General features: G+C 69.0%; 27 protein-coding genes. 17 read left to right on the top strand and 10 right to left on the bottom strand.

The window, feature by feature from the left end:
- Positions 1-11: 11 nt before the first annotated feature.
- The 7 genes from J2Z79_RS03735 to J2Z79_RS03705 form a co-directional block, all read right to left on the bottom strand.
- On the bottom strand, positions 12-737 hold the full coding sequence (locus J2Z79_RS03735) for an amino acid ABC transporter ATP-binding protein (protein ID WP_209465517.1): 726 nt from the start codon (positions 735-737) through the stop codon (positions 12-14).
- 173 nt (positions 738-910) lie between these two features.
- A complete protein-coding gene (locus J2Z79_RS03730; protein WP_209465516.1) occupies positions 911-1,168 on the bottom strand; it encodes a hypothetical protein in 258 nt (85 codons plus the stop codon).
- An 829-nt stretch (positions 1,169-1,997) separates the two neighbouring features.
- Complete coding sequence (locus J2Z79_RS03725) at positions 1,998-2,633, bottom strand: response regulator (protein ID WP_209465515.1); 636 nt, start codon at positions 2,631-2,633, stop codon at positions 1,998-2,000.
- Positions 2,630-4,558: a GAF domain-containing sensor histidine kinase gene (locus J2Z79_RS03720; RefSeq protein ID WP_209465514.1), complete on the bottom strand. Its 1,929-nt coding sequence runs from the start codon at positions 4,556-4,558 to the stop codon at positions 2,630-2,632. Before J2Z79_RS03720 ends, J2Z79_RS03725 begins: the two co-directional genes overlap by 4 nt.
- A gap of 6 nt (positions 4,559-4,564) precedes the next feature.
- Entirely contained in the window at positions 4,565-5,170 is a 606-nt protein-coding gene (gene mobA / locus J2Z79_RS03715) for a molybdenum cofactor guanylyltransferase (protein WP_209465513.1), read from the bottom strand.
- Between the two features lie 17 nt (positions 5,171-5,187).
- Positions 5,188-6,063, bottom strand: a complete 876-nt coding sequence (locus tag J2Z79_RS03710) for a hypothetical protein (RefSeq protein WP_209465512.1) — start codon at positions 6,061-6,063, stop codon at positions 5,188-5,190.
- Positions 6,064-6,069: 6 nt separating this feature from the next.
- Complete coding sequence (locus tag J2Z79_RS03705) at positions 6,070-6,528, bottom strand: NUDIX hydrolase (protein WP_245302051.1); 459 nt, start codon at positions 6,526-6,528, stop codon at positions 6,070-6,072.
- Positions 6,529-6,718: 190 nt separating this feature from the next.
- Between J2Z79_RS03705 and J2Z79_RS03700 the strand changes: the two genes are divergently transcribed.
- Entirely contained in the window at positions 6,719-7,228 is a 510-nt protein-coding gene (locus J2Z79_RS03700) for a hypothetical protein (protein WP_209465510.1), read from the top strand.
- A 49-nt stretch (positions 7,229-7,277) separates the two neighbouring features.
- Here J2Z79_RS03700 and J2Z79_RS03695 read toward each other — a convergent pair whose 3' ends face one another.
- Complete coding sequence (locus J2Z79_RS03695; RefSeq protein ID WP_209465509.1) at positions 7,278-8,315, bottom strand: FUSC family protein; 1,038 nt, start codon at positions 8,313-8,315, stop codon at positions 7,278-7,280.
- Between the two features lie 83 nt (positions 8,316-8,398).
- On the opposite strand from J2Z79_RS03695, the gene J2Z79_RS03690 reads away from it, so the two are divergent.
- The 10 genes from J2Z79_RS03690 (at position 8,399) to J2Z79_RS03645 (ending at position 18,861) form a co-directional block, all read left to right on the top strand.
- Complete coding sequence (locus J2Z79_RS03690; RefSeq protein ID WP_209465508.1) at positions 8,399-9,001, top strand: DUF1256 domain-containing protein; 603 nt, start codon at positions 8,399-8,401, stop codon at positions 8,999-9,001.
- 148 nt (positions 9,002-9,149) lie between these two features.
- On the top strand, positions 9,150-9,689 hold the full coding sequence (gene hpt / locus J2Z79_RS03685; RefSeq protein ID WP_209465507.1) for a hypoxanthine phosphoribosyltransferase: 540 nt from the start codon (positions 9,150-9,152) through the stop codon (positions 9,687-9,689).
- Positions 9,690-9,719: 30 nt separating this feature from the next.
- Entirely contained in the window at positions 9,720-11,261 is a 1,542-nt protein-coding gene (gene guaA / locus J2Z79_RS03680) for a glutamine-hydrolyzing GMP synthase (RefSeq protein ID WP_209465506.1), read from the top strand.
- Positions 11,262-11,451: 190 nt separating this feature from the next.
- On the top strand, positions 11,452-12,477 hold the full coding sequence (gene hrcA, locus J2Z79_RS03675) for a heat-inducible transcriptional repressor HrcA (RefSeq protein WP_209465505.1): 1,026 nt from the start codon (positions 11,452-11,454) through the stop codon (positions 12,475-12,477).
- Positions 12,478-12,626: 149 nt separating this feature from the next.
- Complete coding sequence (gene grpE, locus J2Z79_RS03670) at positions 12,627-13,217, top strand: nucleotide exchange factor GrpE (RefSeq protein WP_209465504.1); 591 nt, start codon at positions 12,627-12,629, stop codon at positions 13,215-13,217.
- 33 nt (positions 13,218-13,250) lie between these two features.
- Complete coding sequence (gene dnaK, locus J2Z79_RS03665) at positions 13,251-15,080, top strand: molecular chaperone DnaK (RefSeq protein WP_209465503.1); 1,830 nt, start codon at positions 13,251-13,253, stop codon at positions 15,078-15,080.
- A gap of 107 nt (positions 15,081-15,187) precedes the next feature.
- On the top strand, positions 15,188-16,342 hold the full coding sequence (dnaJ, locus tag J2Z79_RS03660) for a molecular chaperone DnaJ (protein WP_209465584.1): 1,155 nt from the start codon (positions 15,188-15,190) through the stop codon (positions 16,340-16,342).
- 61 nt (positions 16,343-16,403) lie between these two features.
- The gene (locus tag J2Z79_RS03655; protein WP_209465502.1) at positions 16,404-17,201 is read left to right on the top strand and encodes a hypothetical protein; all 798 of its coding nucleotides are present in this window, start codon (positions 16,404-16,406) and stop codon (positions 17,199-17,201) included.
- Between the two features lie 17 nt (positions 17,202-17,218).
- Complete coding sequence (gene prmA / locus J2Z79_RS03650; protein WP_209465501.1) at positions 17,219-18,133, top strand: 50S ribosomal protein L11 methyltransferase; 915 nt, start codon at positions 17,219-17,221, stop codon at positions 18,131-18,133.
- Positions 18,130-18,861: an RsmE family RNA methyltransferase gene (locus tag J2Z79_RS03645; RefSeq protein ID WP_209465500.1), complete on the top strand. Its 732-nt coding sequence runs from the start codon at positions 18,130-18,132 to the stop codon at positions 18,859-18,861. The genes prmA and J2Z79_RS03645 overlap by 4 nt, the downstream gene beginning before the upstream one ends.
- A gap of 25 nt (positions 18,862-18,886) precedes the next feature.
- On the opposite strand, the gene J2Z79_RS03640 is transcribed toward J2Z79_RS03645, so the two are convergent.
- Both J2Z79_RS03640 and J2Z79_RS03635 read right to left on the bottom strand, forming a co-directional pair.
- Complete coding sequence (locus J2Z79_RS03640) at positions 18,887-19,681, bottom strand: PIG-L deacetylase family protein (protein WP_209465499.1); 795 nt, start codon at positions 19,679-19,681, stop codon at positions 18,887-18,889.
- A gap of 13 nt (positions 19,682-19,694) precedes the next feature.
- Positions 19,695-20,450, bottom strand: coding sequence for a PIG-L deacetylase family protein (locus J2Z79_RS03635; protein WP_209465498.1), 756 nt, complete (start codon positions 20,448-20,450; stop codon positions 19,695-19,697).
- A gap of 125 nt (positions 20,451-20,575) precedes the next feature.
- Between J2Z79_RS03635 and J2Z79_RS03630 the strand changes: the two genes are divergently transcribed.
- The 6 genes from J2Z79_RS03630 to J2Z79_RS03605 all read left to right on the top strand — a co-directional run bounded on the left by J2Z79_RS03630 (position 20,576) and on the right by J2Z79_RS03605 (position 23,999).
- Positions 20,576-20,881: a hypothetical protein gene (locus tag J2Z79_RS03630; protein ID WP_209465497.1), complete on the top strand. Its 306-nt coding sequence runs from the start codon at positions 20,576-20,578 to the stop codon at positions 20,879-20,881.
- Between the two features lie 58 nt (positions 20,882-20,939).
- On the top strand, positions 20,940-22,043 hold the full coding sequence (locus J2Z79_RS03625) for a D-alanine--D-alanine ligase family protein (RefSeq protein ID WP_209465496.1): 1,104 nt from the start codon (positions 20,940-20,942) through the stop codon (positions 22,041-22,043).
- A gap of 109 nt (positions 22,044-22,152) precedes the next feature.
- Positions 22,153-22,497 carry a histidine triad nucleotide-binding protein gene (locus J2Z79_RS03620; protein WP_209465495.1) on the top strand — a complete coding sequence of 115 codons (345 nt, stop codon included), beginning with the start codon at positions 22,153-22,155 and terminating at the stop codon, positions 22,495-22,497.
- Positions 22,498-22,583: 86 nt separating this feature from the next.
- Positions 22,584-22,763 (top strand): 30S ribosomal protein S21, encoded by a 180-nt coding sequence (rpsU, locus tag J2Z79_RS03615; RefSeq protein WP_209465494.1) that lies wholly within the window; start codon positions 22,584-22,586, stop codon positions 22,761-22,763.
- A 21-nt stretch (positions 22,764-22,784) separates the two neighbouring features.
- Positions 22,785-23,234: a GatB/YqeY domain-containing protein gene (locus tag J2Z79_RS03610; protein WP_209465493.1), complete on the top strand. Its 450-nt coding sequence runs from the start codon at positions 22,785-22,787 to the stop codon at positions 23,232-23,234.
- A 180-nt stretch (positions 23,235-23,414) separates the two neighbouring features.
- Positions 23,415-23,999: a 4Fe-4S dicluster domain-containing protein gene (locus J2Z79_RS03605; RefSeq protein WP_209465492.1), complete on the top strand. Its 585-nt coding sequence runs from the start codon at positions 23,415-23,417 to the stop codon at positions 23,997-23,999.
- The last annotated feature ends 9 nt before the right edge of the window (positions 24,000-24,008 follow it).

Raw genomic sequence — 24,008 nt, 5'->3', positions numbered from 1 at the left:
TTCTATCTGTCTCAGCGCAGAATGCGGCTGAGGAACAGCTTAGTCCGCTCGTGGGTCGGCGCCTCGAAGAAGTGCTCGGGCGGACCCTCCTCGAGGATCTGCCCGCTGTCCATGAAGATGACCCGGTCGGCGACCTCGCGCGCGAACCCCATCTCGTGGGTCACCACCACCATGGTGATCCCCTCCTGGGAGAGGCCGACCATCACGTCCAGCACCTCCTGGACCATCTCCGGGTCCAGGGCGGAGGTGGGCTCGTCGAACAGCATGATCTTCGGGTGCATGTTGAGGGCGCGGGCGATGGCCACCCGCTGCTGCTGTCCGCCCGACAGCTGGGAGGGGTAGGCGCCGGCCTTGTGCTTGAGCCCTACCCGCTCCAGGTACGCCAGGCCGGATGCCTCGGCCGCCTCCTTGGGCACGCCCTTCACCAGGATCGGCGCCATGGTGACGTTCTCCAGCACGGTCTTGTGCGGATAGAGGTTGAACTGCTGGAACACCATCGCCACCGACTGCCGCACCTTGGTGAGCGGGGCGCCCGGTGCCGTGATGTCGACGCCGTCCACGACGACCCGGCCGCTGGAGGGCCGCTCCAGGAGGTTCATGCAGCGGATGAGGGTGGACTTCCCGGAGCCGGAAGGACCGATGACGACGAGCTTCTCGCCGGGCTTGACGGTGAGGTCGACGTCGACCAGCACGTGGAGGGGACCGAAATGTTTATTGACTTTTTCCATCTTAATCATGTACAGCTACCGCCACCTCTCCGACCGGACTATGACGCGCTACAATGCTAATACGGAGTTAGCGAAAAATGCAAGCGTAGACTGATTTGTTGTGTCTATCGGAATATGCAGCCGTCTGCGGGGCCACAGAAAAACCGCCCACCCGATGGTGAGCGGTCTTCAGCGACGAGTGTTCACGGGCGGGGGCCGTAGGGAACGGCCACCACGCGGTCGGCCTGGACGATGAGGAGTGCGTTGGTCGTCAGCCGCAGGTTCAGGATCTCGCCCTGCCTGGTACGGGCGATCGGGGCTGCACCGCGAACCGGCGCGGGACGCACGCAAAATGGAGGAACAGTCGAGGAGACGCCCCCTGCGGCCGCCGCGCGGCCGCAAGGGGCGCCTGTCTGGAGAAGACTGTTAAAGTAGTAGGGGCCGGCCGCTGACAGCGACATGTTCCCACCTGGTCGTGAACGGACGTGGAAACTCGTCGAACCTAGCCGCGGCGGCCGGCGCCCGATACCCCAGTGGGCAGTTACAGGTGCTCGACCGTCTCCCGGATGAGCACCCACTTCCCATTCACCTGCCTCCATACTTCCAGGACAAAAGCCGCAAGAGCCCTCTCGCCGAGGACCATGGGCTTTTCGTAGAAGACGACAGCACTGGTGGCTGACGGCATGCGGATGATGCGGTTGATACACCTGGCCTGCACCCGGGCATCGCCCTGGCGGTCTGCCGTTCTAACCGCATGCCCCTGACCCCGCTTCACGGTGTCCGGCCGGCTTGGCCGGCCGGCACCGTGCCAGAAGCGTAACAACTGCCAGGGGGAGGGGAGGGAGGGGGGCTCCGCCCCCTGAAGCGTCAGCCGCATGGCACCAACCCGCCTACCCGGAGCGGGCGGTTTATCTGCCCGCGACGGGGCCGACCAGGTAACAATTAGCGCGGGGCGGGGGTGGGGAGGGCGGCTGCGGTTCTATCGAAAACGTAAAGCGCATGTCCCCGACCTGCCTACCCGGAGCGGGCGGTTTATCCGCCTGCGACGGGGCCGACCAGGTAACCATTAGCGCGGGGAGGGGGTGGGGAGGGGGCGAGAGCCCCCTCCCCACTTAGAAAGAGACCCGGGACGCCTCCCGCACGGCGTCCCGGGTCTCTCACATGGGGGAAGGGGATATTGACTGACCACGTCTAGAGCATACCCCGTTCCCTGTTCTTACACATCCTGCCGGGGGTGGGTTTTCATAGCCTGCGGGAGGATGAAGCGGATCTCCTCCCTGGGAAGGAGGACTATTCGTCCACGAGCTTCTCCCGCACCGCCCACAGCGCCGCCTGTGTACGGTCGGTCAGCTGCAGCTTGCTCAGGATCGACGAGATGTGCGTCTTCACCGTGGTCTCGCTGATCACCAGCTTCTCGGCGATCTCGCGGTTGGTCAGGCCGTGGGCCAGGGCGCGCAGCACGTCCAGTTCCCGCGGGGTGAGCAGTTCCCGGCGGCGGGGCTGATGGGGCTGCGCCGTCCGCACCATCAGCCGCTTCATCACCTCGGGGTGCAGGCGCGGCTCGCCCCGGTGGACGGCGCGGATGGCATCGACCAGGTCGGCGGGCTCGATGTCCTTCGTCAGGAACCCCAGCGCGCCCTCCTCGATGCACGACATCGCCTTCTCCAGATCCAGGAACGAGGTGAGGATGATTACCCGTGCCCCGGTTCCCTTCAGCTCCCGCAGGGCGCTCAGGCCGTCGAGTTCGGGCATCATCAGGTCCATCAGCACGACGTCGGGCTTCAGCTGGCGCACCATCTCGACCGCCTTCCGGCCGTCCGCGGCCTCGCCGACGACCTCGAAGTCGTCCTGCAGCCCGAAGTAGGTCGCGAGCCCCTGTCGCACCATGAAGTGGTCATCGCAGATCAGAACTCGAATGGGGTTCATCGGGCGTCACCTCCGGCAGCTAGGGGAATGCGGCCCCGGATGCAGGTTCCCTGGCCTGGCGCAGACTCGACCTCAAGGAAACCCTTTACTTCGCTCAACCGCTCCCTCATCCCGATCATACCGAACGAACCGCCCCGCGTGCCAGCGTTCGGATCAAATCCGATGCCATCATCGCACACTTCCAGCCGGGCCTCGTCGGGCTGAAGCTGCAGCCGCACCCGCACATGCTGCGCCCTGGCGTGCTTGGCCACGTTGTTCAGCGCCTCCTGCGCCACCCGGTACAGGGCGAACTCCACCTCGGGCGGGAGCCGCTCGTCGCCCTCCAGCGTCAGCGAGACGTCGATGCCGTGCCGGCGGCGGAAGAGGTTGACGTGGTTGCTGAGGGCCATCGCCAGCCCCTTCTCCTGGAGGGCCGCCGGCCGCAGCTCGAAGATCAGCGACCGCATCTCGGCCAGCGCCTCGGCGGCCATCTCCTGCGAGCGGGTCACCAGCGAGGCCGCCTTCTCGGGGTTGCGGGAGAGCACGCTGGCCGCCGACTCCAGGTTCAGCGTCAGGCCGAACAGCACCTGGGTCACCGAGTCGTGCAGTTCGCGGGCCAGCCGGTTGCGCTCCTCGAGCACGGCGACCTCCCGCGCCTTGGCGTGCAGCTCGGAGTTCTCGATCAGGCGGCCGGCCTGGTTGGCGAGCAGCGTCAGCAGCCGCAGGTGCTGTTCGTCGAATCGGTCCGGCTGCTGGCTGGCCACAACCAGCACGCCCAGGGTCCGGTCCTTGGTGCGGATCGGCGCCTCGATCACGTCCCGCCACCGCCCCGCCCGCACCAGGTCTTGGTTGAGGCGCGGGTCCCGCTCCGGATTGCGCGAGACGTGGGGCAGGCCCGTCTGCAGCACCAGGCTCGTCAGGTTGCCCTGCATGGGCAGTTCGAGCCCGATGTACTTCTCCATGCCCTCGCCGCTGGTCGCCCGCACGAACTGGCGGTTGTCGGCCGTCAGCAGCGTCACCAGCGCCGACGACCCGCCCGTCACCCGCACCGACTCCCGGGCGATGACGGCGAGCACCTCGTCCGGGTGGATCGCCGTGCTGATCGCCTCGTCCACGGCGTGCAGGGCCTCCGACTCCGCCAGCCGCCGCTCCAGCGCGGTGACCGTCTCCTCCAGGCGGGCCGTCCGGTCCTGGACCTTGTCCTCCAGCGTGTCCAGCAGCTCGTTCAGCCGGCGGAACTCCTGTGACAGCGCCCAGGTGGCGGCCAGCGGGCCGAACAGCAGCACGATCGCCGGCGGCTGGTACTGGAAGATCAGCGCGGCCGTCCCGCCCAGCGTGGTGGTCAGGAGGAAGGGGACGAGTGGCAGGCGCTCCCACTCCCTGCGCAGGCTCTCCCAGACGGGGTCCCTCCGCAGCGCCGCCATGCCCAGTGGGTAGCCCACGATACGGATGAGCAGCCGGATCGAGATGCCGACGAAGATGGCCAGCCAGTCCTGGCTGAACACGATGTCCCCCGGTGCCGGCCTGAGCATCTCCGCCGCCCAGCCGCCCAGGGCCACGGCGGCGAAGGTGACCACGCCGCGTACCGCGGCCCTGGCCACCCGGTTCTCCCACGTCCGCGGCCGGATGAAGGGCAGGCCGAACAAGTGGTGGCTGGCGGTGCCCACCGCCGAACCGAGCGCGGCGATGAAGGGGTGGTACAGGAGCATGGCCGCCACGTCGATGGCCATGGAGATCGAGATGTCGCCGCGCGCACCGCGGATGGCCACGCGCCAGGGCTGGGCCAGCCACACCAGGAGGCCGATGATCGCGGCGATTGCCAGACTGGTCAAGGGCGGCGGAAGCGGCTGCCCGATGCCCGGAAAGTAGAGGGGCAGCAGGAGTGAGGCACCGGCCAGCAGCCCGAGCGAGAGCATGGAGATCAGAAGCGACCTGGACTTGTGCATAGCGGATCAGCCTTCCTGTCGCGCCCGCAGGCGGGCCTGTTCCCAATCAGCCGGCGTGTTGCAGTTGAAGAAGAGCCGAGCGGGGTCGCCGAAGCGGAGCAGTTCCTCGCCCTCGACGACCCGGACGCGCACCTCGTCGAAGATGGAGACCAGCCGCAGCCGCCGGGAATCCAGGTTCCGGGTGATGAACGGAAGGCAGCCCTTGCCGTAGACGGCGTGCATCGGCTCGAACTCGCCGTCCACCGCGGGGACGACGATGTCGTACCCCCGGGCCTCGCCCACCATGAAGCGGACCAGGGCCTCGTCCACGAAGGGCATGTCCACGGCGCAGAAGAAGGCGTGCTCGAACCGGCTCGCGCGCAGGCCGGCCTCGAGCCCGCCCAGCGGGCCCAGGCCGGGGATCCGGTCGCCGACCATCGGCAACTGGAGGAAGGCGTACTCGTCGGGGGTGTTCGTGACGATCACGACCTGCTCGAACCAGCCAGTGAACCGGCGTGCGAGGCGGCTCACCAGCGGTTCCCCCTCCAGCTCGAGGAGCGCCTTGTTGCTGCCCATCCGGGTCGAGCGGCCTCCGGCCAGGATCACACCGCAGGCCTGCAGCTTTGGGTCCATCTGGCCCTCACCTCGTACTATGGCTCATTCGCGGGCAATGCGGGCAACTGCTGCCGGAACAGGGCCAGCGCCGCATTTTTCGGGTCTGCGGCGGCGGCCGCCTCCGCGTAGAGGGCCGCAGTCTCCCCGTCCCCCAGCGCCAGGGCAGCCTGCCCGCTCAGCACCAGGGTCTCCGCCCACCAGGCGGGGGAGTACGTTCCGGGGTAGTACGGCTTGGCGAGGTCCAGCGCCTGTTGGGCGTAGCCCAGGGCGTCGGCCGGCGCGCCGATCGCGAGCTTGAAGCGGGCCCACGCGGCCAGCACGTCAGGCTTCTGCGCCGCCGTCGCCCGCTCCTGCGCCAGCTGCAGCGCGTGCTCGGCCTGCCGGAGCCGGCCGAGGCCGCGGAAGGCGTAGTGCATCTCCAGGTGGCCCCGGTAGTGGTACGGGTCGATGGCGACGATGGCGCGGGCCAGATCCAGCTGCTCCACGTACTCGGTGTTGTGGTAGGCGCTCAGGGCGGCGTCGAAGAGGGGATCGGCCCAGGCCACGAGCCAGCCATCGCCCTCCTGCCGGAGCGTCAGCCAGGCCTCCGGCCACTTCACGGTGCGTCCGGGGTCCGTCACCGTCAGGCCGGCGACGGGCACGCGCATCAACCCCGGCTCCACCTCCACCGCGTCGCCGACGCGGTCGTACTCCACCTCGGTCTCACGCAGGTACGCGGCCACGGCGCTGCTCCCCATCCGCTCCCGGGCCTCGCTGGTCAGCGCGCCCCACACCCCGGCGAAGTCGCCCGCCGAGAGGGACGCCATGAACCGCTGTGCGCTGGCCGCAGCGGCCTCTGCCGTGGTCAGCTCCCCCCCGCATCCGGCCGTCAGCGCGAGCAGCGCAACCAGCAGGACGAGCACTCTGCGCATCGGCGTTCACTCCCGTTCTGCGGCGGCCGCCAGGGCCCTCTCCACCCAGGTGCGCACCTCGGGTGTCAGCGGGATCCGGTCCAGGTCGGGGCGGCCGTACCAGCCCACCCGCTCCACCTCGTCGTTGGCCACCGGCCTGACCGCCGCCGGGTCCGCCGGGCGGGCGAAGTAGATGAGGTCGATGTGCTCGTGGCCGGGCTCGATCTCCTCGAGCTGAATGCCCTCCGGCCGGGCCAGCTGGCGCGGGCCGGGAACCGGGGGCAGCCCGGGCGGCGAGGTGAGGACGACCTCGAGGCCGGCCTCCTCCCGCACCTCGCGGACGGCGGCCTCGTCGGGCAGTTCGCCGGGCTCGATGTGTCCGCCCGGGGGAAGCCACATCGCCAGCTTGCGATGCCAGAGGAGCAGCACCTTCTGTTCGTGGACGACAAACGTGGAGACGGTGAAGTCGCGCGTGACGGCGGCCATGCGTGTGAACAACTCCTTCAGTATTACCACCCGGACAGGCCTCTGCCCTGCGGGCGTGCCCGTGCGGCACTGTTCGCGCCGCCGGCTCATACCCTGAGGAACGGGGGTGAAGTCGATGTTTTACGGACCCGTAGGATTCCCCTCTTCCCCCGGGGCAGGCGGCTCTGGCACCCGGGGCGGAACGGGTGACATGAATCAGGGCGGCGGCATGCAATGCGGCATGTGCGGCACGCCTTCCGGCATGGGCGGCATGGGCTCCGGTATGGGCTCAGGCATGGGCGGAATGGGCCCCGGCATGGGCTGGATGCCCTCCGGCATGGGCGGAATGGGCCCCGGCATGGGCTGGATGCCCTCCGGCATGGGCGGAATGGGCCCCGGCATGGGCTGGATGCCCTTCGGCAAGGGCGGCATGCCCGGCATGGACTGGATGCCCTCCGGTAAGGGCAAGATGCCCGGCATGGGCTGGATGCCCTTCGGCAAGGACGACATGCCCTACGGCAAGGGCGACATGTCCCCGGGCATGGGCGACATGCTCTACGGCAAGGGCGGCAAGCCCTTCGGCAAGGGCTGGATGCCCTTCGGCAAGGGCAAGATGCCCGGCTGGGGCCCGACCCCGGGCGGGGGGTTCGCCAAGCAGTACCCACCCGGCATGGTGGGCATCCCCTACGGCTTCTATCCCGGCTACGGCCTCGTGCAGTAGCCCGGTGGGCGGATCACGACGGCAGGACCGTGCCTCGCGGCCCCTGCCGTCATCCCTGTCCGCAGAGGCGCGCCAGCGAGTCGACGCGCCATCCCATATGACGGATCTCGGCCAGTACGAGATGCAACTGCAGGCCGAAGTCGCGGCGATCGCGCAGGTCGACCAGCCGCTCCACCCGTTGACCGAACGCGGCCAGGGCGGAATGGAAGCTGCGCGCGGCGTCCGGGTCGGCGGCGGCGCCGTGCAGCGCCTGGCCCAGCACGGAGGCCCGGTACCGCTGCAGCGACCGGAGAACCGCCGTCAGCAGTTCCCGCTCCGGACCGTGCGGCAGGCCGCCGGCCTCCAGCACCAGCTTGTGGACGTCCATGATCGCCTCGACGAAGACGAACAGTGAACTGTTCGCCTGCCTGAGCACCGCCGCCTGCGCCGGCGGGACATCGGATTCGCCCAGGTCGAGCGCGGCCCGGGCGGCTGCCAGGTGCTCCTGCGCCCTGGCCGCATCCCGCTTGATCTGTTCCTTCTGGTACTCCTGCGGGGCGCCCAGGCTGAGCAGCAGCCGCTCCATGAACTGGTCGACCGCCCGCTCCCCGGAGGCGATTTCGGCCCGGGCGCGCCCCAGCACGTCAGGCGGGCGGATCAGCCGGTTGACCACGAACCCCACCGCCATGCCGACCACGATGATGCCCATGCGTTCCAGCGTGTACAGCAGGAAGTCGTGCTCGGGCCTGTCCATCACGAAGAGGACGACGACGACCGCCAGCCCCGCTGCCTCCGTCAGGCGGAAGCGCACCAGCAGGCCGAGGGCGAGGATCGCCCCGAGGGCCATCGTGAGCGGGGTCACCGGCAGCCACATGCCCAGCAGCGTGGCCACGAGGCCGGCCACCGCGTTGCCCAGCAGCTGCTGCCGGAACGTCTCCCGCGCCTTGCTGATGGCGGGCTGGACGGCGAGCACCGCGGCGACAGCGCCGAAGGTCGCGTAGCTGGAGCCCAGCCGGTGCAGCAGGACGAGCGTCAGGAAGACAGCCAGGCCGGTCTTCACGATGCGGGCGCCGAGGAACGGCTGGAGAACGCGCAGGGGAAAATCCATATGCCATCCCCCATATCCAACGATTGACAGTGCGGGTAACTCCTGTTATAGTCGGAATTACCAGAACAGAGGAGGAGTGCCCGGTGCCCCGCGACGGCGTGCCTTCACCGGTGCTGGACGTGCATTTCCGGGAACCGACGGCTGCGAAACAGCTGGCGACCGCGCTCGGCCTGCAGTTCCGCTCGCTCCTGCAGCCGGAGCGGTATCTGCCCGTCTTCTTCCTGGTGGGCGCCACGAGCTCCACCGGCGACTCCCTGGGGCCGTTCATCGGCTGGTTCCTGAAGCGGAAGGGCTTCACCGGGGAGTACGTCGGCGACCTGGAGAACCCCGTGCACGCCACCAACCTGCGGGGCCGGCTCTTCGAGGCCTGGGCCGGCGCCCTGCGGCGGGAGAAGCTGCCCTACCTCATCGCGGTGGACGCCGCGGTGGGCCGCCCCGGCCGCATCACGCTGAACCGGGGGCCCCTGCGCCCCGGTGCCGCCATGGGCAAGAGCCTGCCCCGGGTGGGCCAGATGCACATCATGGGCGGTACGGCCAACTTCCCGTTCATGATCTGGTTCGCCGGCCTCGATCAGACCGTGGGCATGGCGGAAGTCATCGCAGACGGTCTGCTGGCGTTCTGGGACGACTACGAATCCGGCCGGCTCTTCGCACACCGCCGGACCGCCCAGACGGTCTTCGCCTGATTCGAGTTCAACAGGCCGCCCGAGGGGTTCGCCGCCGTGCGCGGCGAACCCTTTTTATATGGTCCGATGCGGCCTTGACGCCTCCGGACAGGATGGGTAGACTGTTGCCAAAACAGGCGAATTCAGGGCAGGAGAGGAGACCGGAACGGTGCAGCAGGATGTGGAACGTGTACTGATCTCGGAGGCGGAGATCAAGGCCAAGATCGCGGAGCTGGGCGCGCAGATCTCGGCCGACTTCGCCGGCAAGGACCTGGTTGTGGTTGGCATCTTGAAGGGCGCTGCCCTGTTCTGCTCCGACCTGTTCCGCGCGATCACGATCCCGGCCGAGCTGGACTTCATGCGCATCTCGTCCTACGGCGCTGCGACGAAGTCCACCGGCGTGCACCGCGTGCTGCTCGACCTCGATTATACCCTCGAGGGGCGGCATGTGCTGATCGTCGAGGACATCGTCGATACCGGACTGACGATCAAGTTCCTGAAGGACTACCTGTCCCAGCGCGGCCCGGCTTCCCTCAAGGTGGCCGCCCTGCTGGACAAGCCCTCGCGCCGCAAGGTTCCCGTCACCGTGGACTACCGTGGCTTCGAGGTGCCCGACTTCTTCGTGGTCGGGATGGGGCTCGATTTCCGGGAGAAGTACCGCAACCTGCGCGAGATCTGCATCCTCAAGCCAGAGATCTACGAGTCGTAAGGTGCGCCGCGCTGCGGAAGGAGAGGCAGGATGAGTCGCCATAGTGATCTGATTGTCGTCGTCGATTTCGGCGGTCAGTATTCACAGCTGATCGCACGCCGCGTGCGCGAGCTGCAAGTCTACTGCGAGATCTGGCCTGCGAGCGCACCGGCGAGCCGCTTCCGGGAGGCGAACGTCAGCGGGATCATCTTCTCCGGCGGGCCGGCTTCGGTCTACGGCGAGGGCGCCCCGCGCATCGACCCGGCCGTGTACGAGCTGGGCATCCCGGTCCTCGGCATCTGCTACGGCATGCAGCTGATGGCGCTGCAGCTGGGCGGCGCGGTGGAGCGCCCCGACCGCGGGGAGTACGGGAAGGCGGTTCTCCGCCTGGCGCCCGGCGAGCACCCGCTGTTCCGCGGGCTCGGCGGCGAGACCCAGGTCTGGATGAGCCACTTCGACTCGGTCGTCAGGGTGCCGCAGGGCTTCCGGGTGCTGGGCTCGACAGAGAACACGCCCGTCGCCGTCATCGGCGACGACGGCCGGCGTTTCTACGGCGTGCAGTTCCACCCCGAGGTGGTGCACACGCTGCAGGGCCGGGAGATCATCAAGAACTACCTCTTTAACATTGTAGGATGCAAGGGCGACTGGACCACGGAGTCCTTCATCGCCAGCCAGGTCGAGGCGATCCGCCGGCGGGTGGGTGACGGCCAGGTGCTCTGCGCCCTGTCGGGCGGCGTCGACTCCTCCGTGGCCGCGGTGCTCGTCCACCAGGCGATCGGCGACCAGCTGACCTGCATGTTCGTCGACCACGGCCTGCTGCGCAAGGGCGAGGCGGAGCAGGTGGTCCGCACCTTCCGGGACCGCTTCCGCATCAAGCTGGTGCACGTGGACGCCTCCGAGCGCTTCCTCAGCAAGCTGAAGGGCGTCACCGATCCCGAGCAGAAGCGGAAGATCATCGGCAACGAGTTCATCTACGTCTTCCAGGACGAGGCGCGCAAGCTGGGGCAGATCGACTACCTGGTGCAGGGCACCGTCTACCCAGACGTCATCGAGTCGGGCACCGGGACCGCGCAGGTGATCAAGTCGCACCACAACGTGGGCGGGCTGCCGAAGGAGATGAAGTTCCAGCTGATCGAGCCCTTCCGGGAGCTGTTCAAGGATGAGGTGCGCGCCGTGGGCCGCACCCTGGGCGTGCCCGAGGAGATCGTCGGCCGCCACCCGTTCCCGGGCCCGGGGCTGGGCATCCGGGTGCTGGGCGAGGTCACGCCGGACAAGCTGGCGATCCTGCGGGAGGCCGACGCGATCTACATCGAGGAGATCCGGAAGGCCGGGCTGTACGACAAGATCTGGCAGGCGTTCGCCGTGCTGCCGGACGTGCGCAGCGTGGGTGTGATGGGCGACGAGCGGACCTACGCCTACCCGATCGTCCTGCGGGCAGTTACCTCGGAGGACGGCATGACGGCCGACTTCTACCGGTTCCCGTGGGAGCTGCTGGAGCGCATCTCCAACCGCATCGTCAACGAGGTGCCGCAGGTCAACCGGGTGGTCTACGACATGACCTCAAAGCCCCCGGGCACGATCGAGTGGGAGTAACCCAAGCAGGCGAGGGGCCGGGGCTGTGCGCCTCCGGCCCTCGTTTTGCGCGCACTGCGAGCCCTAGGGCGGCTTGACTTTCGAGGCGTCTGATGCTATTTTCAAGCTAGGTGCGTTAGCACTCGTAGGCGTTGACTGCTAACCAGTCAATGCCTTTTTGGCCTATGGGGTCAAGCGGAGGTGACTCCCCGTGATTGATGACCGCAAGAACAAGGTGCTGCAGGCGATCATCGAAGACTACGTTGCCACCGCCGAGCCGGTCGGATCACGGACGATTGCGCGCAAGTACAACCTCGGAGTCAGTCCTGCCACCATCCGCAACGAGATGTCTGACCTGGAGGAACTGGGCTACCTGGAGCAGCCGCACACCTCGGCTGGCCGGATCCCGTCCGACCGGGGCTACCGCTACTACGTCGACTGCCTCATGCCCGAGTACTCGATCACCGAAGCCGAGCGGGAGCGCATCCGGCGCACGTTCGAGCGGAAGATCTACGAGATCGACACCCTGGTGCGTGAGACAGCCCGGCTTCTCTCCGATACCACCCACCTCACCGCGGTGATCTCCGGCCCGCAGTTCGAGAAGGCCGTCTTCAAGGAGCTGCGCCTGGTGCCGCTGAGCGGTGACAAGGCGCTGCTGGTCTACATTACGGACAGCGGCATGATCGAGAACAAGGTGCTGGAGATGCCCTACGAGGTCACCCTTCTGGAGTTTCAGCAGGTGACCGAGGTCCTGAACGAGCAGCTGCGGGGCCAGCGCGTGGAGTCGCTCTCCAGGGGGGCGCTCCAGGCGCTGCAGCGGGAACTCTCCCGGTACGGCTCGCTGCTGGAGCAGGCGCTCTACTTCCTCGAGCAGCGGATGGAGCCCGGGGAGCGCCGGCGGCTCTACCTGGGCGGCACCACCCACATGCTGGACCAGCCCGAGTTTCGCGACGTCAACCGGCTGAAGGGCCTGCTCTCGTTCCTGGAGCACGAAGAGTCGGTCGTCGACCTGCTGCAGCCCGAGAAGGAGACCGACGGGGTGGAGGTCCAGATCGGCGAGGAGATCCGGGTGCGCGAGCTGGCGGACTGCTCCATCGTCACGGCCACCTACCGGCTGGGCGACGAGATCATCGGCAAGATGGGCGTGATCGGCCCCAAGCGCATGGAGTACGCGCGGGTGGTCTCCGTGTTGAACTCCATCTCCGCCTACCTCAATGAGGCGACCAGGAGGGGCTGAGGCGATTCGCCCGGGGAAACGCATCCCCGGGCTTTTCCGCGCCCTGTGCGGGGCTTGACACGGGTACAGGTGGGTGCTATGTTCATTTGTGGATGCGTTAGCACTCGGTTCGACCGAGTGCTAACAAGGAGAAGAGGTGACCGGCATCGATGGAGGAGCAGTCCAGGAACACCCCCCGGGATCAGACGCCACCAGAACCGCCGCCGGACGGCGCTCCGGAGCAGGAGCAGACGGAGACAGCCCAGCCGGCCGCCGAAGCACCGGAGGCCGCCTCCGCTGACCAGGAGAGCCAGGCAGCGCAGGCCGCCGAGGCGAAGGTGGCCGAACTGACCGAACGGCTCATCCGGCTGCACGCCGACTTTGAGAACTACCGGCGCCGCATGCAGCGGGAGAAGGAGGAAGTGGCGGTCTACGGGAACCAGCGGCTGCTCCTGAACCTTCTGCCCGTACTGGACAATCTTGAAAGAGCGCTGGCCACACCGCCCACCCCTGGCGACGAGCGGCTGCGCGAGGGCGTCGAGCTCACGGCGCGCGCGTTCCGGGCCGTTCTGGAGAAGGAGGGCGTCACCCCGATCGAGGCGGTCGGCAAGCCCTTCGACCCCAACCTGCACGAGGCCATGATGACCGATGAGGACCCGGAGCAGGAGGACGGCGTGGTGCTGGCCGAGTTCCAGAAGGGGTACCGGCTGGGCGACAGGGTGATCCGGGCGAGCCTGGTCAAGGTCAACAGGCGCAGCTAGCGGGCAGACCAGAACAAGGAGGCTTTACGGCAGATGGCCAAGGTGATCGGCATTGACCTCGGCACGACCAACTCGGTCGTGGCCGTGATGGATGGCAACGAGCCCACCGTGCTGGAGAACGCGGAGGGCGACCGCACCACCCCGTCGGTGGTGGCGTTCAGCAAGACCGGCGAGCGGCTGGTCGGCAAGGTGGCCAAGCGGCAGGCCATCACCAACCCCGACCGCACGATCATCTCGATCAAGCGGCACATGGGCAGCGACTACAAGGTCCGCATCGACGACAAGACATACACGCCGCAGGAGATCTCGGCGATGATCCTGGCCAAGCTGAAGGCCGACGCCGAGGCGAAGCTGGGCGAGAAGATCACGCAGGCGGTCATCACCGTGCCGGCCTACTTCACGGACTCCCAGCGGCAGGCGACCAAGGACGCCGGCACCATCGCCGGCCTCGAGGTCCTGCGCATCATCAACGAGCCGACCGCGGCGGCGCTGGCCTACGGCCTCGACAAGGGCGACGACCAGCGGATCCTGGTCTTCGACCTGGGCGGCGGCACGTTCGACGTGTCGATCCTCGAGCTCGGCGGCGGCACTTTCCAGGTCATCGCGACGGCCGGCAACAACAAGCTGGGCGGCGACGACTTCGACGAGCGCATCGTGAACTACGTCGCCGACCGCTTCCAGCGGGAGCATGGCATCGACCTCCGCAAGGACAAGCAAGCGCTGCAGCGGCTGCGCGAGGCCGCCGAGAAGGCGAAGGTCGAGCTCTCCTCCGTGACGACCACCAACATCAACCTGCCCTTCATCACTATGACCAGCGAGGGGCCGGTCCACCTGGACGAGACCCTCACCCGGGCCAAGTTCGAGGAGCTGACGGCCGACCTGGTGGAGGCCACGATGGGCCCCACCCGCCAGGCCCTGAAGGACGCGGGCGTGGAGCCCGGCGAGATCGACAAGGTGCTGCTGGTGGGCGGCTCCACCCGCATCCCGGCCGTGCAGGAGGCCGTGCGCCGCTTCTTCGGTAAGGAGCCGTACAAGGGCATCAACCCGGACGAGGTCGTCGCCATGGGCGCCGCCATCCAGGCCGGCGTCATCAAGGGCGACGTGAAGGACGTCCTGCTGCTCGACGTCACCCCGCTCTCCCTGGGCATTGAGACCCTGGGCGGCGTGTTCACCAAGCTGATCGAGCGGAACACCACCATCCCGACCCGGAAGAGCCAGATCTTCTCCACCGCCGCGGACGGCCAGACTCAGGTGGAGATCCACGTCCTGCAGGGCGAGCGCGAGATGGCCGCCTACAACAAGACCCTGGGCCGGTTCATCCTCGACGGCATCCCGCCGGCGCCGCGCGGCGTGCCCAAGATCGAGGTCACCTTCGACATCGACGTCAACGGCATCGTGCACGTCTCGGCCAAGGACCTGGGCACCGGCAAGGAGCAGAAGATCACCATCCAGTCGCAGACGTCCATGTCCAAGGAGGAGATCGAGAAGGCCATCAAGGAGGCCGAGGCGATGGCCGCCGAGGACAAGCGGCGCCGCGAGGAGGCCGAGATCCGCAACAATGCGGACGCCGCGGTGTACAATGCAGAGAAGATGCTCAAGGAGTCCGAGGGCAAGGGCATCGACCAGTCGCTGCTGGACGCCGTGAAGAACGCCATCGATCCGGTGAAGGAGGCCCTCAAGGGCACCGACGCCCAGGCGATCAAGCAGGCCACGGAGAAGCTGACCGAGGCCGTTTACAAGCTCTCGGCGGCCATCTACGAGAAGGCGGGCGCCGGGGCCGGCGCCAACGCCCAGACCGGCCAGGAGGCCGGCGGCGGCGAGCACATGGACGCCGACTTCAAGGTGAAGGACGAGGACAAGTAGGCCGCACTGGACTGCGGTTCGGGAGGGGGGCCGCTCGAGCCCCCCTCCTGTCACTTGCCCCGGCGCTGCCCTGGTGGTAACTTCTAAGGAGTAGGGGGGTGGGCCGACTGGCCAAACGCGACTACTACGAGGTGCTGGGCGTACCCCGGAACGCCACCGAGGCCGAGATCAAGAAGGCCTTCCGCACCCTCGCGCGCAAGTACCACCCGGACGCCAACAAGGACGACCCCAACGCCGCCGAGAAGTTCAAGGAGATCAACGAGGCCTACCAGACCCTCTCCGATCCCGAGAAGCGGGCCCGCTACGACCAGTTTGGCCACGCCGCGGAGCAGATGGGCGGCATGGGCGGCAACCCCTTCGAGGGGTTCGGCGGCTTCGGGCAGGGCGATTTCGGGGGCTTTGGCGACATCTTCGAGATGTTCTTCGGCGGCGGGCGGCAGCGGACCGCACGCGGGCCGGTGCGCGGCGCGGACCTGGAGTACGAGCTGGAGCTGACCCTGGAAGAGGCCGCCTTCGGCTGCACCAAGGAGCTGCGCGTCCCCCGCACCGAGGACTGCGACACCTGCGGCGGCTCCGGAGCCCGGCCGGGCACGAACCCGGTCACGTGCCCCAGGTGCAAGGGCACCGGGCAGATTCAGGTTACCCAGAACACCGTCTTCGGCCGGTTCGTCAACGTCAGCACCTGCGACCGCTGCCGGGGCGAGGGCAAGATCATCGAGTCGCCCTGCCCCGCCTGCCACGGGCGCGGGCGCGTGCAGAAGACGAAGCGGGTCGAGGTGAGGGTGCCGGGCGGCGTGGACACCGGGCAGCGCCTGCGCATGCCCGGTTACGGCGAGGCCGGCGAGCGGGGCGGCGCCCCCGGCGACCTCTATATCGTGATGCGGGTGAGGCCCGACCGGCGGTTCCGCCGCGAGGGCGACGACCTGTACAGCGAGGCCGAGATCTCCTTCATCCAGGCCGCCCTGGGCACCGAGATCGAGGTGCAGACGCTGGACGGGCCCGAGGTCATCAGGGTGCCCGAGGGCACGCAGCCGGGCGACACAATCCGGCTGAAGGGCAAGGGCGTCAAGCGCCTGCGGGGCTCGGGCCGGGGAGACCAGCACGTGGTGATCAGGGTGAAGACGCCGGGGCGCCTCTCCGAGCGGGAGCGAGCGCTGCTCATGGAGTTGGCCGCCCTCCGCGGCGAGCGGGTCTCCGGCATGGCCGAGCACAAGGAGAAGGGGTTCTTCGAGAAGATGAAGGATGCCCTGGGTGGCCGTTAGCGCAAGGAGCGGGCCTCCCCCCATGCGCGGGGGAGGCCCTGTTGACATTGGAGGTGCAGCCGTGTCCTGGTCGGTCCGCCGTGATCCGGTACTCGATCCTGCACTGCCGCCCGAGGCGTGGGCGGCCGCAAGGCGGCGCCGGCGCGCCCGCCGGGCGCTGGGCGCGCTGCTCCTGGTCCTCCTGGCGGCGCTGGGCGCCTGGGCCTTCAACACACTCACCGACCGCACCCGGGGCCTCGCCCCCGAGCAGGTGGTGGAGGCGGCCGGAAGAGCCCTGCTGGCCGCGGCGCGCTACGACTTTACGGCCGAGCTGACGGGTACCTCTCCCGACGGCTTCTTCCCGGCGACCCGGCTGTCGGGCCAGTACCAGGCCGACCCGCTGCTGTTGCACCTCTCCGGCGACGTGGGCAGCGGCCCCGCCCGCACGCCCTTCGAATACTACCTGGCGGAGGGCGGGCTCTTCGTGCGGCAGGTGCGCGGCGGGGGCTGGCTCCGGGTGACGGCCGACGATGTGGCCGAGGTGGCGGCGTTTCAGCCGGACAACCTGGCCGCGCCGCTGGTGGTGGGCCTGCGCGGGGCCGAGCTGCTGGGCCGGGAGCGGCTGGGCGGGGCGGAGGCCGCAGTCTTCGCCCTGGACCTGGACCCCGCCGTGATGCGGGTGGCGCCGGCCGGGCCGGACGAGCAGGTGGCCTACCGGCTCTGGGTGGACACCCGGAGCCTGCGCCCCCTGGCCTTCTCCATCCTGGTGGAGCGCCCGGCACAGCGGGGCTCGAGCTTCCAGTACAGGCTGGAGTGGACGTACCCCGAGTCCGAGCCGCTTGCGCTGCCCGACGAGGTGCGGCAGGTGGCGGCGGACTGAACGAGGAGGAGCAGATCTTGCGTTATCTGGAGACGACCATCCGCTGCCGCCGGGCGGCGGCCGACGCGGTGGGCAACCTGCTGATGGAGCTGAGCGGCAGCGGCTACGCCGTCGACGACCCGCTGGCTGTGCTGGAGAACCGGCCCAACTGGGAGATCACGGACCTGGTGCCCGGGGACCCCGAGTGGGTGACGGTGACGGGCTGGCTGCCGGAGACCGACGACCTGGAGCAGCAGCGGCTGCGCCTCGAGGCGGCGCTGGACCGCCTCCGGGGCATGGGCCTGGGCGCCATCGAGCCCGCCCGCTTCCGCTGGGTCGAGGACGAGGACTGGGCGAACAACTGGAAGGCCTACTTCAAGCCGCTGCGCCTGGGCGAGCGGCTGGTGGTCATCCCCTCCTGGGAGCAGCACGACCTGCAGCCGGGCGACCTGCCGCTCTACCTGGATCCGGGCATGGCCTTCGGCACCGGGACGCACGCCACCACCGCCCTCTGCCTGCGTTGGCTGGAGCGGCTGGTCACGCCCGGCAGCCGCGTGATCGACGTGGGCACGGGCTCCGGCATCCTGGCCATCGCTGCCCACCGACTCGGCGCGGGCTCCGTGCTCGCGGTCGACATCGACCCGGTGGCGGTGCAGGTGGCGGAGGAGAACATCCGGCGCAACGGGGCGCCCGTCGAGGTGCGGCGGGCGACGCTGGACCAGGTGGAGGCGGAAGAGGCAGACCTGATTGTGGCCAACATCATCGCCTCGGTGATCCAGGAGATCCTGCCCGACGTCCACGCCAGGCTGAAGCCCGGCGGCCGGTTCCTGGCCTCGGGGATCATCGCCGAGAAGCGGGACGCGGTGGCCGCGGCGATGACCGAGGCCTGGCTGCTGCCGGTGGGCATCCGGGAGCAGGACGGCTGGGTGGCCATCCTGGCGATGAAGCCGTGACGACCCGCTTCTTCCTGGACCGGGTGGAGAGCGGGCGCGTCGTCCTCTCCCGCGCGGACTCCCACCACCTGCTGCGCGTGATGCGCGCGGCGCCCGGCACGCCGTTCATCGCCCTCGCCGGGGGCGTGGCCTACGACTGCGTCCTCGAGGCGGTGGAGGACGGGCTGGCCTGCGGGCGCGTGGTGGGCAGCCGCCCGGCGACGGGCGAGCCGCGCATCCGCATCGCGCTCTTCCAGGGGCTCGCCAAGGGGGAGAAGATGGAGTTCGTGATCCAGCACGGCACGGAGTTGGGCATCGCCGAGTTCATCCCCGTCGCGGCGGCCCGCAGCGTGGTGAAGCTGGACGCGAAGAAGGCCGCCGACCGCACCGAGCGCTGGCAGCGCATCGCGCGGGAGGCGGCGGAGCAGTCGCGCCGGGGGGCCGTGCCCCGCGTGTCCGCACCGGTGACGTGGAAGGAGGCGGTGGCGGGCATCGCCGGGTTCGATCTCGCCCTGGTCCCCTGGGAGGAGGGCGGGGAGCCGCTGAAGGCGGTACTGGAGGCCCATCCGGACGCGCTGTCCTACGCGCTCTTCATCGGCCCCGAGGGGGGACTCACGGCCGATGAGGTGGCGCTGGCCCGGGCCGCCGGTGCGATCCCCGTCACGCTGGGGCCGCGGATCCTGCGCACGGAGACGGCCCCGCTGGCTGCTGCTGCCGCAATCCTGTACGCCCGCGGCGAGATGGGGTAGCGCAACTCGCGGCCCCCGCCAGACGTCACATCAGCCGGAAGAGCCCCTCGGCGTAGGTCGCCCCGGAGCGTCCGGCCATGATGCGCCCCATGAGGCGGACCGCCCCGTCGGTCTCGGCCTCGTCCAGGTAGACCATCTGGCTGCGGTGCGCCTTCACCGCCCGCAGCTTGTCGGCCATCACGGCGGTGATGTCCACCAGCACGTCCGGGCTGCGCGTGCCGTAAAAGTAGACCTGCGCACCGCCCGAGACCCGCGACCGGGCCACGTCCAACACCGTGCGCCCCAGCGCCTTGTGGTCGCGGTTGGCCATCCCCGGCACCAGCTCCTTCGGGTCGAAGGCGAAGACCACCTCCGGGGCCGCGCGGTCCCAGGCGCGGGCCAGCGCCCGCTCCAGGCGGGGGTCCTCTGCCAGTCCGAAGTCGGGCAGGCCGAGGAACTGAACCGTCTCGTACCCCTGGATGCGGGCGGCGAGCCACTGTTCCGCCTGCCGCTCGCCGGCCAGGTCCTCCCAGTTGCCGCGCTTCTCGCCGTCGGAGAAGACGACCGCGGTGATGCGGCTGCCGGCGAGGGCCATCCGCCGGAGGGTGCCGCCGCAGAAGAACTCCAGGTCGTCGGGGTGGGCCGTCAGCGCCAGCACCCGCCGGGGCGTGGTGACCAGCAGCTCGCCCTGCGCCAGGGCGAGGCCCGGGTGGTCGGGCGCCATGAGGCGGGCAGCCAGCCGCTCCGCCCACCGGCTGCTGCCCGCCCGGTAGAGGCAGGAGAACAGGCGGCGCTTGACGGCCAGGGTCAGGTCGGGGCGGGCCTGTACCTTCCGGGGCAACGGGCTCACCTCCTCAGACCAGCCGGTAGAAGGGCTCCGCGTACATCGCGGGCACCCGCCCCGTGTGGAGGCGGCAGACGTACCGGTTGAAGAGGCTCACCGCCCAGTCCGGGCCCCGCAGCTGGCTCCGGTGCGCCTTGACGGCGTTCAGCTTCTCCTGCATCACTTCGGTGATGTCTACCAGCACGTTGGGGTGGCGCGCAGCGTAGAAGTAGATGCGCTCGCCCCGGGAGATCGAACTGCGGGCCCTGGCCAGTACCGCCGCCCCCAGGGCGAGATGGTCGGGGTTCTGCCCCAGGGGCACCGGCCCCTTGGGGTCGAAGGCCAGCACCAGTTCGGGCCGGGTGCGGATCCAGAGGTCGTCCAGCGCCCGCTCCAGGTCAGGGCCGGGGCGGATCCGCCCGTCGGGCAGGTCCAGCTGGATCAGCTCCGCCCGCAGGATCGCCGCCGCCTGCTCGGCCTCGCGGGCGCGGATCTCTCCGATGTTGGCGCGGTTCGTGGCCCGCTCGCCCCGCGACAGCACGGCCATGGTGACGGCGCTGCCGTTCTGGGACAGGAGCCGCAGCGTGCCCCCGGCGAACAGCTCCAGGTCGCCCGGGTGCGGGCCGATGGCGAGCACCCGGTAGCGCCGGCTGACCATCTCCAGGCCGGCCTGCAGCGCGACGCCGGGGTAGTAGGGCTGCTGCATGCGGCGCCAGACCAGCCATGCCGCGGCCACGGCCCCGCCCGCAACCAGCCAGGGGAGTGTGGAACCCGATCGCCGCTCCAATGCGCACAGCCCCTCTCTCGCGGTTTCCCCCGTAGCATGCGTCAGTCCGCGGATTTTCACGCCTGGGGGCCGCGGGGCAGGAAGGCGGCGGTCGCGCTGGAGAAGCTACCACCGGGGGTGTTATCTTGCAGCAAGAGACGCGCTTTGCGGCCTACCGCAGACTCCGCAACCGCCGCACCCTGGCCACCTGGGCCACCATGGCCGTCCTGCTCGTCCTGCTGGCGATGGGCGTGCAGGACTGGCCGCTCCTGTACCGGTCGGCAGTGGCCGTCGGCATCGGCGGCGCATACCTTGGCTTCATCTGGCTTGACTGGCGCTGCCCCGAGTGCGGCAAGCGCCTGGGCCGCCCCTCGCCCGTCATGCAGTGCCCCCACTGCGGCGCGGCGCTGACGCCCGAGGCCGCGGCCGCGCAGGGCGGGGGCCGCGCCTGAGGCCGGGCTCCCGGCAGGGACGAGCGATCATCCTACACAGCGAAGAGGAGATGCCTACATGAACGCCAAGACCCGCGTCTACCTGCTTTTCGGCGGTCGCTCCGGCGAGCACGAGGTCTCGCTGATGTCGGCCCGCAACGTGCTCCAGGCGCTGGACCGCAGCAAGTACGAGGTGGTGCCCATCGGCATCACCAAGGAGGGCCGCTGGCTGATGACCGGCGACCCGCTCCGGGCGCTCACCGAGGGCGTCGCCGCGGCCGGCGGCTTCCCCGTGGGCCTGCTGGGCGAGCCGACGCGGGGGGAGCTCGTGCCGCTGGCCGGGGAAGCGCCCGCGCTCGAACCCGCCGAGCGGGTGGTCTTCTTCCCCGTGCTGCACGGCACCTACGGCGAGGACGGCACGATCCAGGGGCTGCTGGAGATGGCGGGCGTGCCCTACGTCGGCTGCGGCGTGCTGGCCTCCAGCACCGGCATGGACAAGGGCGTGGCCAAGGCGCTCTTCAAGCAGGCCGGCCTCAACGTCGGGCCGTACAAGGTCTACCTGCGCCGGGACTGGGAGCGGGACCCGGCGGCCGTCAGGGCCGACGTGGAGGCCACCTTTGCCGGCTACCCGCTCTTCGTGAAACCGGCCAACCTCGGCTCCTCGGTGGGCATCAGCAAGGTCAAGCGGCCGGAGGACCTTGACCACGCTTTCGCGCAGGCGGCGCGCTTCGACCGGCGCATTATCGTCGAGCAGGGCCTCGATGCCCGCGAGATCGAGGTGGCGGTGCTGGGGAACGACGACCCCATCGCCTCGGTGCCGGGAGAAGTGCTGCCGGGCGCGGAGTTCTACGACTACGAGGACAAGTACTTCAACGACCGGTCGCAGACGCGGATCCCGGCCGACCTGCCCGACGACCTGGTGCAGGAGTTCCGCCGGCAGGCCATCGTGGCCTTCAAGGCCATCGACGGGGCGGGCATGGCCCGGGTCGACTTTTTCCTGGAGCGGGGCACCAACCGGATCTTCATCAACGAGGTGAACACGATTCCCGGCTTCACCCGCATCTCGATGTACCCCAAGCTCTGGGAGGCCTCCGGCATCAGCTACAGCGAGCTCTGCGACCGGCTGATCGAGCTGGCGCTGGAGCGGCACGCCGACAAGAGTCGAAACGCCACGTCTGTCTGAACCCGGTGTGGAGGAATTCCCAATGTCGGGGTAGAATAATTTGACAGGGATTGATCACAATAAGCAAGTGCGCCTGCGCGGCGCAGTCCGACCATGGAGTGATTGACCGATGGCCCACGATTGCCTGTTCTGCAAGATCGCAGCCGGGGAGATTCCCTCCAGCAAGGTCTACGAGGACGAGCACGTCCTGGCCTTCCGCGACATCAACCCCGTCGCCCCGGTTCACGTGCTGGTCATCCCGCGGCAGCATCTGGCGTCCGTCGCCGAGATCGGACCGGAGCACGCCGACCTCCTCGCCCGGCTGTTCGCGGCCGTGCAGCGGGTGGCCGCGGAGACCGGCGTGGCTGAGACGGGCTATCGCGTGGTCACCAACACCGGCCGGGACGCCGGTCAGCAGGTATTCCATCTGCACCTCCACGTGCTGGGCGGGCGGTCGCTCGGGCCGGTGGCCTGAGCGTTTGACATAAGCCTTGCCCCGCGGTATAATCGCGGAGCGTGTTCTTTTTCCCCCAGGTCCAGCGGAGGGGAGGGAAATCCGGGATGTCCGAAGTCAAAATCGGCAAGAACGAGTCGCTGGAAAGCGCCCTTCGCCGTTTCAAGCGTCAGCTGCAGCGGGCCGGGGTGCTCGCCGAGGTTCGCCGGCGCGAGCACTACGAGAAGCCGAGCGTCAAGCGCAAGAAGAAGAGCGAGGCTGCTCGTAAGCGCAAGTATCGGGACTAGTCTTGAAGGAGCTGGCTGCGCATGGACCTGAACGAGCGTCTCACTCAGGATATGAAGGCCGCCCTGAAGGCCGGTCCGTCCGGCAAGGTGCGGCTGGAGACGATCCGGTTCCTGCGGGCGGCGGTGAAGAACGCGGAGATCGAGAAGCAGGCCCCCCTCTCCGACGACGAGATCCTGGGCATCATCACCAAGCAGGTGAAGCAGCTCAGAGATTCCATAGCTGATTTCCAGCGGAGCAATCGGCAGGACCTGATCGAGCGGGCGCAAGCCGAGATCGACGTCCTGTCGGGATACCTCCCGGAGCAGCTCTCCGCCGACGAGGTGCGGGACCTGGCACGGCAGGTCATCGCCCAGGTGGGTGCCCAGGGCCCCAAGGACATGGGCAAGGTCATGGGCCCCCTGATGGCCCAGACCAAAGGCCGTGCAGATGGAAAGCTGGTTCAACAGATCGTCAAGGAACTACTTGGCTGACAGGGGTACCCTGGTGGATGACGTCGTCCACCAGGGTTCTTGTTTTTCTCCCCCGCCGCGCAGCAGACGGCGCTCCCGGGCGCCGGCGCCCCGGGAGTTTCGCTTGCATCACCGCAGGAGCTTGCCTCTCGTGGTATAGTAGATCAATAGACACTTCGGTGATGAGAGGATGTGCCGCCCATGAAGGCCGACGGGCACCATGACCGGCGCCGCTTCTTCCGCGAGGGTCTGAGGAGCCTGGGCCGCCTGCTGGCGGAGACGGTTCAGGGCGCGGTGGAGGAGACGGTGACCCGGGCGTCGGGCGGGCAGCGCTACCTGCGCCCGCCCGGTGCCATCGAGGAGTCCGCCTTCCTGCTCGCCTGCACCCGCTGCGGCGAGTGCGTCCGCGCGTGCCCCGTCGGCGCCATTCAACTGCTGCCGGAGTCCGCGGGGGCCGCGGTCGGCACGCCCTTCATTGACCCGCTGACGAGGGCCTGCGACCTCTGCGGCAAGTGCATGCCGGCCTGCGCGCCGGGAGCGCTGCTTCCGGTCGCAGACCCGCGCAGCGTGAAGATGGGCCTCGCACGCATCGACCCGGATCACTGCTGGGCGTTCCAGGGCTCCCTCTGCGACCTCTGCTACCAGCGCTGCCCCTTCCCGGACGAGGCCATCCGGCTCGAGGACGGCAAGCCCGTGGTCAGCCCGGAGCACTGCACCGGCTGCGGCCTCTGCGCCTACGTCTGCGTCAGCACCCCGCCTGCGATCACGATACAGCCACGCAACTGATTGGAGGAG

It is taken from the genome of Symbiobacterium terraclitae, assembly GCF_017874315.1.
Taxonomy (GTDB): domain Bacteria; phylum Bacillota; class Sulfobacillia; order Symbiobacteriales; family Symbiobacteriaceae; genus Symbiobacterium; species Symbiobacterium terraclitae.
This window is presented reverse-complemented; position numbering and strand designations above follow the sequence as displayed.

Excerpts from the sequence above, each read along its gene's own strand:
- J2Z79_RS03610 (WP_209465493.1), top strand. The coding sequence starts at position 22,785 with ATGGACCTGAACGAGCGTCTCACTCAGGATATGAAGGCCGCCCTGAAG.
- J2Z79_RS03725 (WP_209465515.1), bottom strand. The coding sequence starts at position 2,633 with ATGAACCCCATTCGAGTTCTGATCTGCGATGACCACTTCATGGTGCGA.
- J2Z79_RS03700 (WP_209465510.1), top strand. The coding sequence starts at position 6,719 with ATGAATCAGGGCGGCGGCATGCAATGCGGCATGTGCGGCACGCCTTCC.
- J2Z79_RS03705 (WP_245302051.1), bottom strand. The coding sequence starts at position 6,528 with ATGGCCGCCGTCACGCGCGACTTCACCGTCTCCACGTTTGTCGTCCAC.
- rpsU (WP_209465494.1), top strand. The coding sequence starts at position 22,584 with ATGTCCGAAGTCAAAATCGGCAAGAACGAGTCGCTGGAAAGCGCCCTT.
- J2Z79_RS03625 (WP_209465496.1), top strand. The coding sequence starts at position 20,940 with ATGAACGCCAAGACCCGCGTCTACCTGCTTTTCGGCGGTCGCTCCGGC.
- J2Z79_RS03695 (WP_209465509.1), bottom strand. The coding sequence starts at position 8,315 with ATGGATTTTCCCCTGCGCGTTCTCCAGCCGTTCCTCGGCGCCCGCATC.
- dnaK (WP_209465503.1), top strand. The coding sequence starts at position 13,251 with ATGGCCAAGGTGATCGGCATTGACCTCGGCACGACCAACTCGGTCGTG.
- guaA (WP_209465506.1), top strand. The coding sequence starts at position 9,720 with ATGAGTCGCCATAGTGATCTGATTGTCGTCGTCGATTTCGGCGGTCAG.
- J2Z79_RS03620 (WP_209465495.1), top strand. The coding sequence starts at position 22,153 with ATGGCCCACGATTGCCTGTTCTGCAAGATCGCAGCCGGGGAGATTCCC.
- grpE (WP_209465504.1), top strand. The coding sequence starts at position 12,627 with ATGGAGGAGCAGTCCAGGAACACCCCCCGGGATCAGACGCCACCAGAA.
- J2Z79_RS03735 (WP_209465517.1), bottom strand. The coding sequence starts at position 737 with ATGATTAAGATGGAAAAAGTCAATAAACATTTCGGTCCCCTCCACGTG.
- J2Z79_RS03720 (WP_209465514.1), bottom strand. The coding sequence starts at position 4,558 with ATGCACAAGTCCAGGTCGCTTCTGATCTCCATGCTCTCGCTCGGGCTG.
- mobA (WP_209465513.1), bottom strand. The coding sequence starts at position 5,170 with ATGGACCCAAAGCTGCAGGCCTGCGGTGTGATCCTGGCCGGAGGCCGC.
- J2Z79_RS03605 (WP_209465492.1), top strand. The coding sequence starts at position 23,415 with ATGAAGGCCGACGGGCACCATGACCGGCGCCGCTTCTTCCGCGAGGGT.
- J2Z79_RS03730 (WP_209465516.1), bottom strand. The coding sequence starts at position 1,168 with ATGTCGCTGTCAGCGGCCGGCCCCTACTACTTTAACAGTCTTCTCCAG.
- J2Z79_RS03710 (WP_209465512.1), bottom strand. The coding sequence starts at position 6,063 with ATGCGCAGAGTGCTCGTCCTGCTGGTTGCGCTGCTCGCGCTGACGGCC.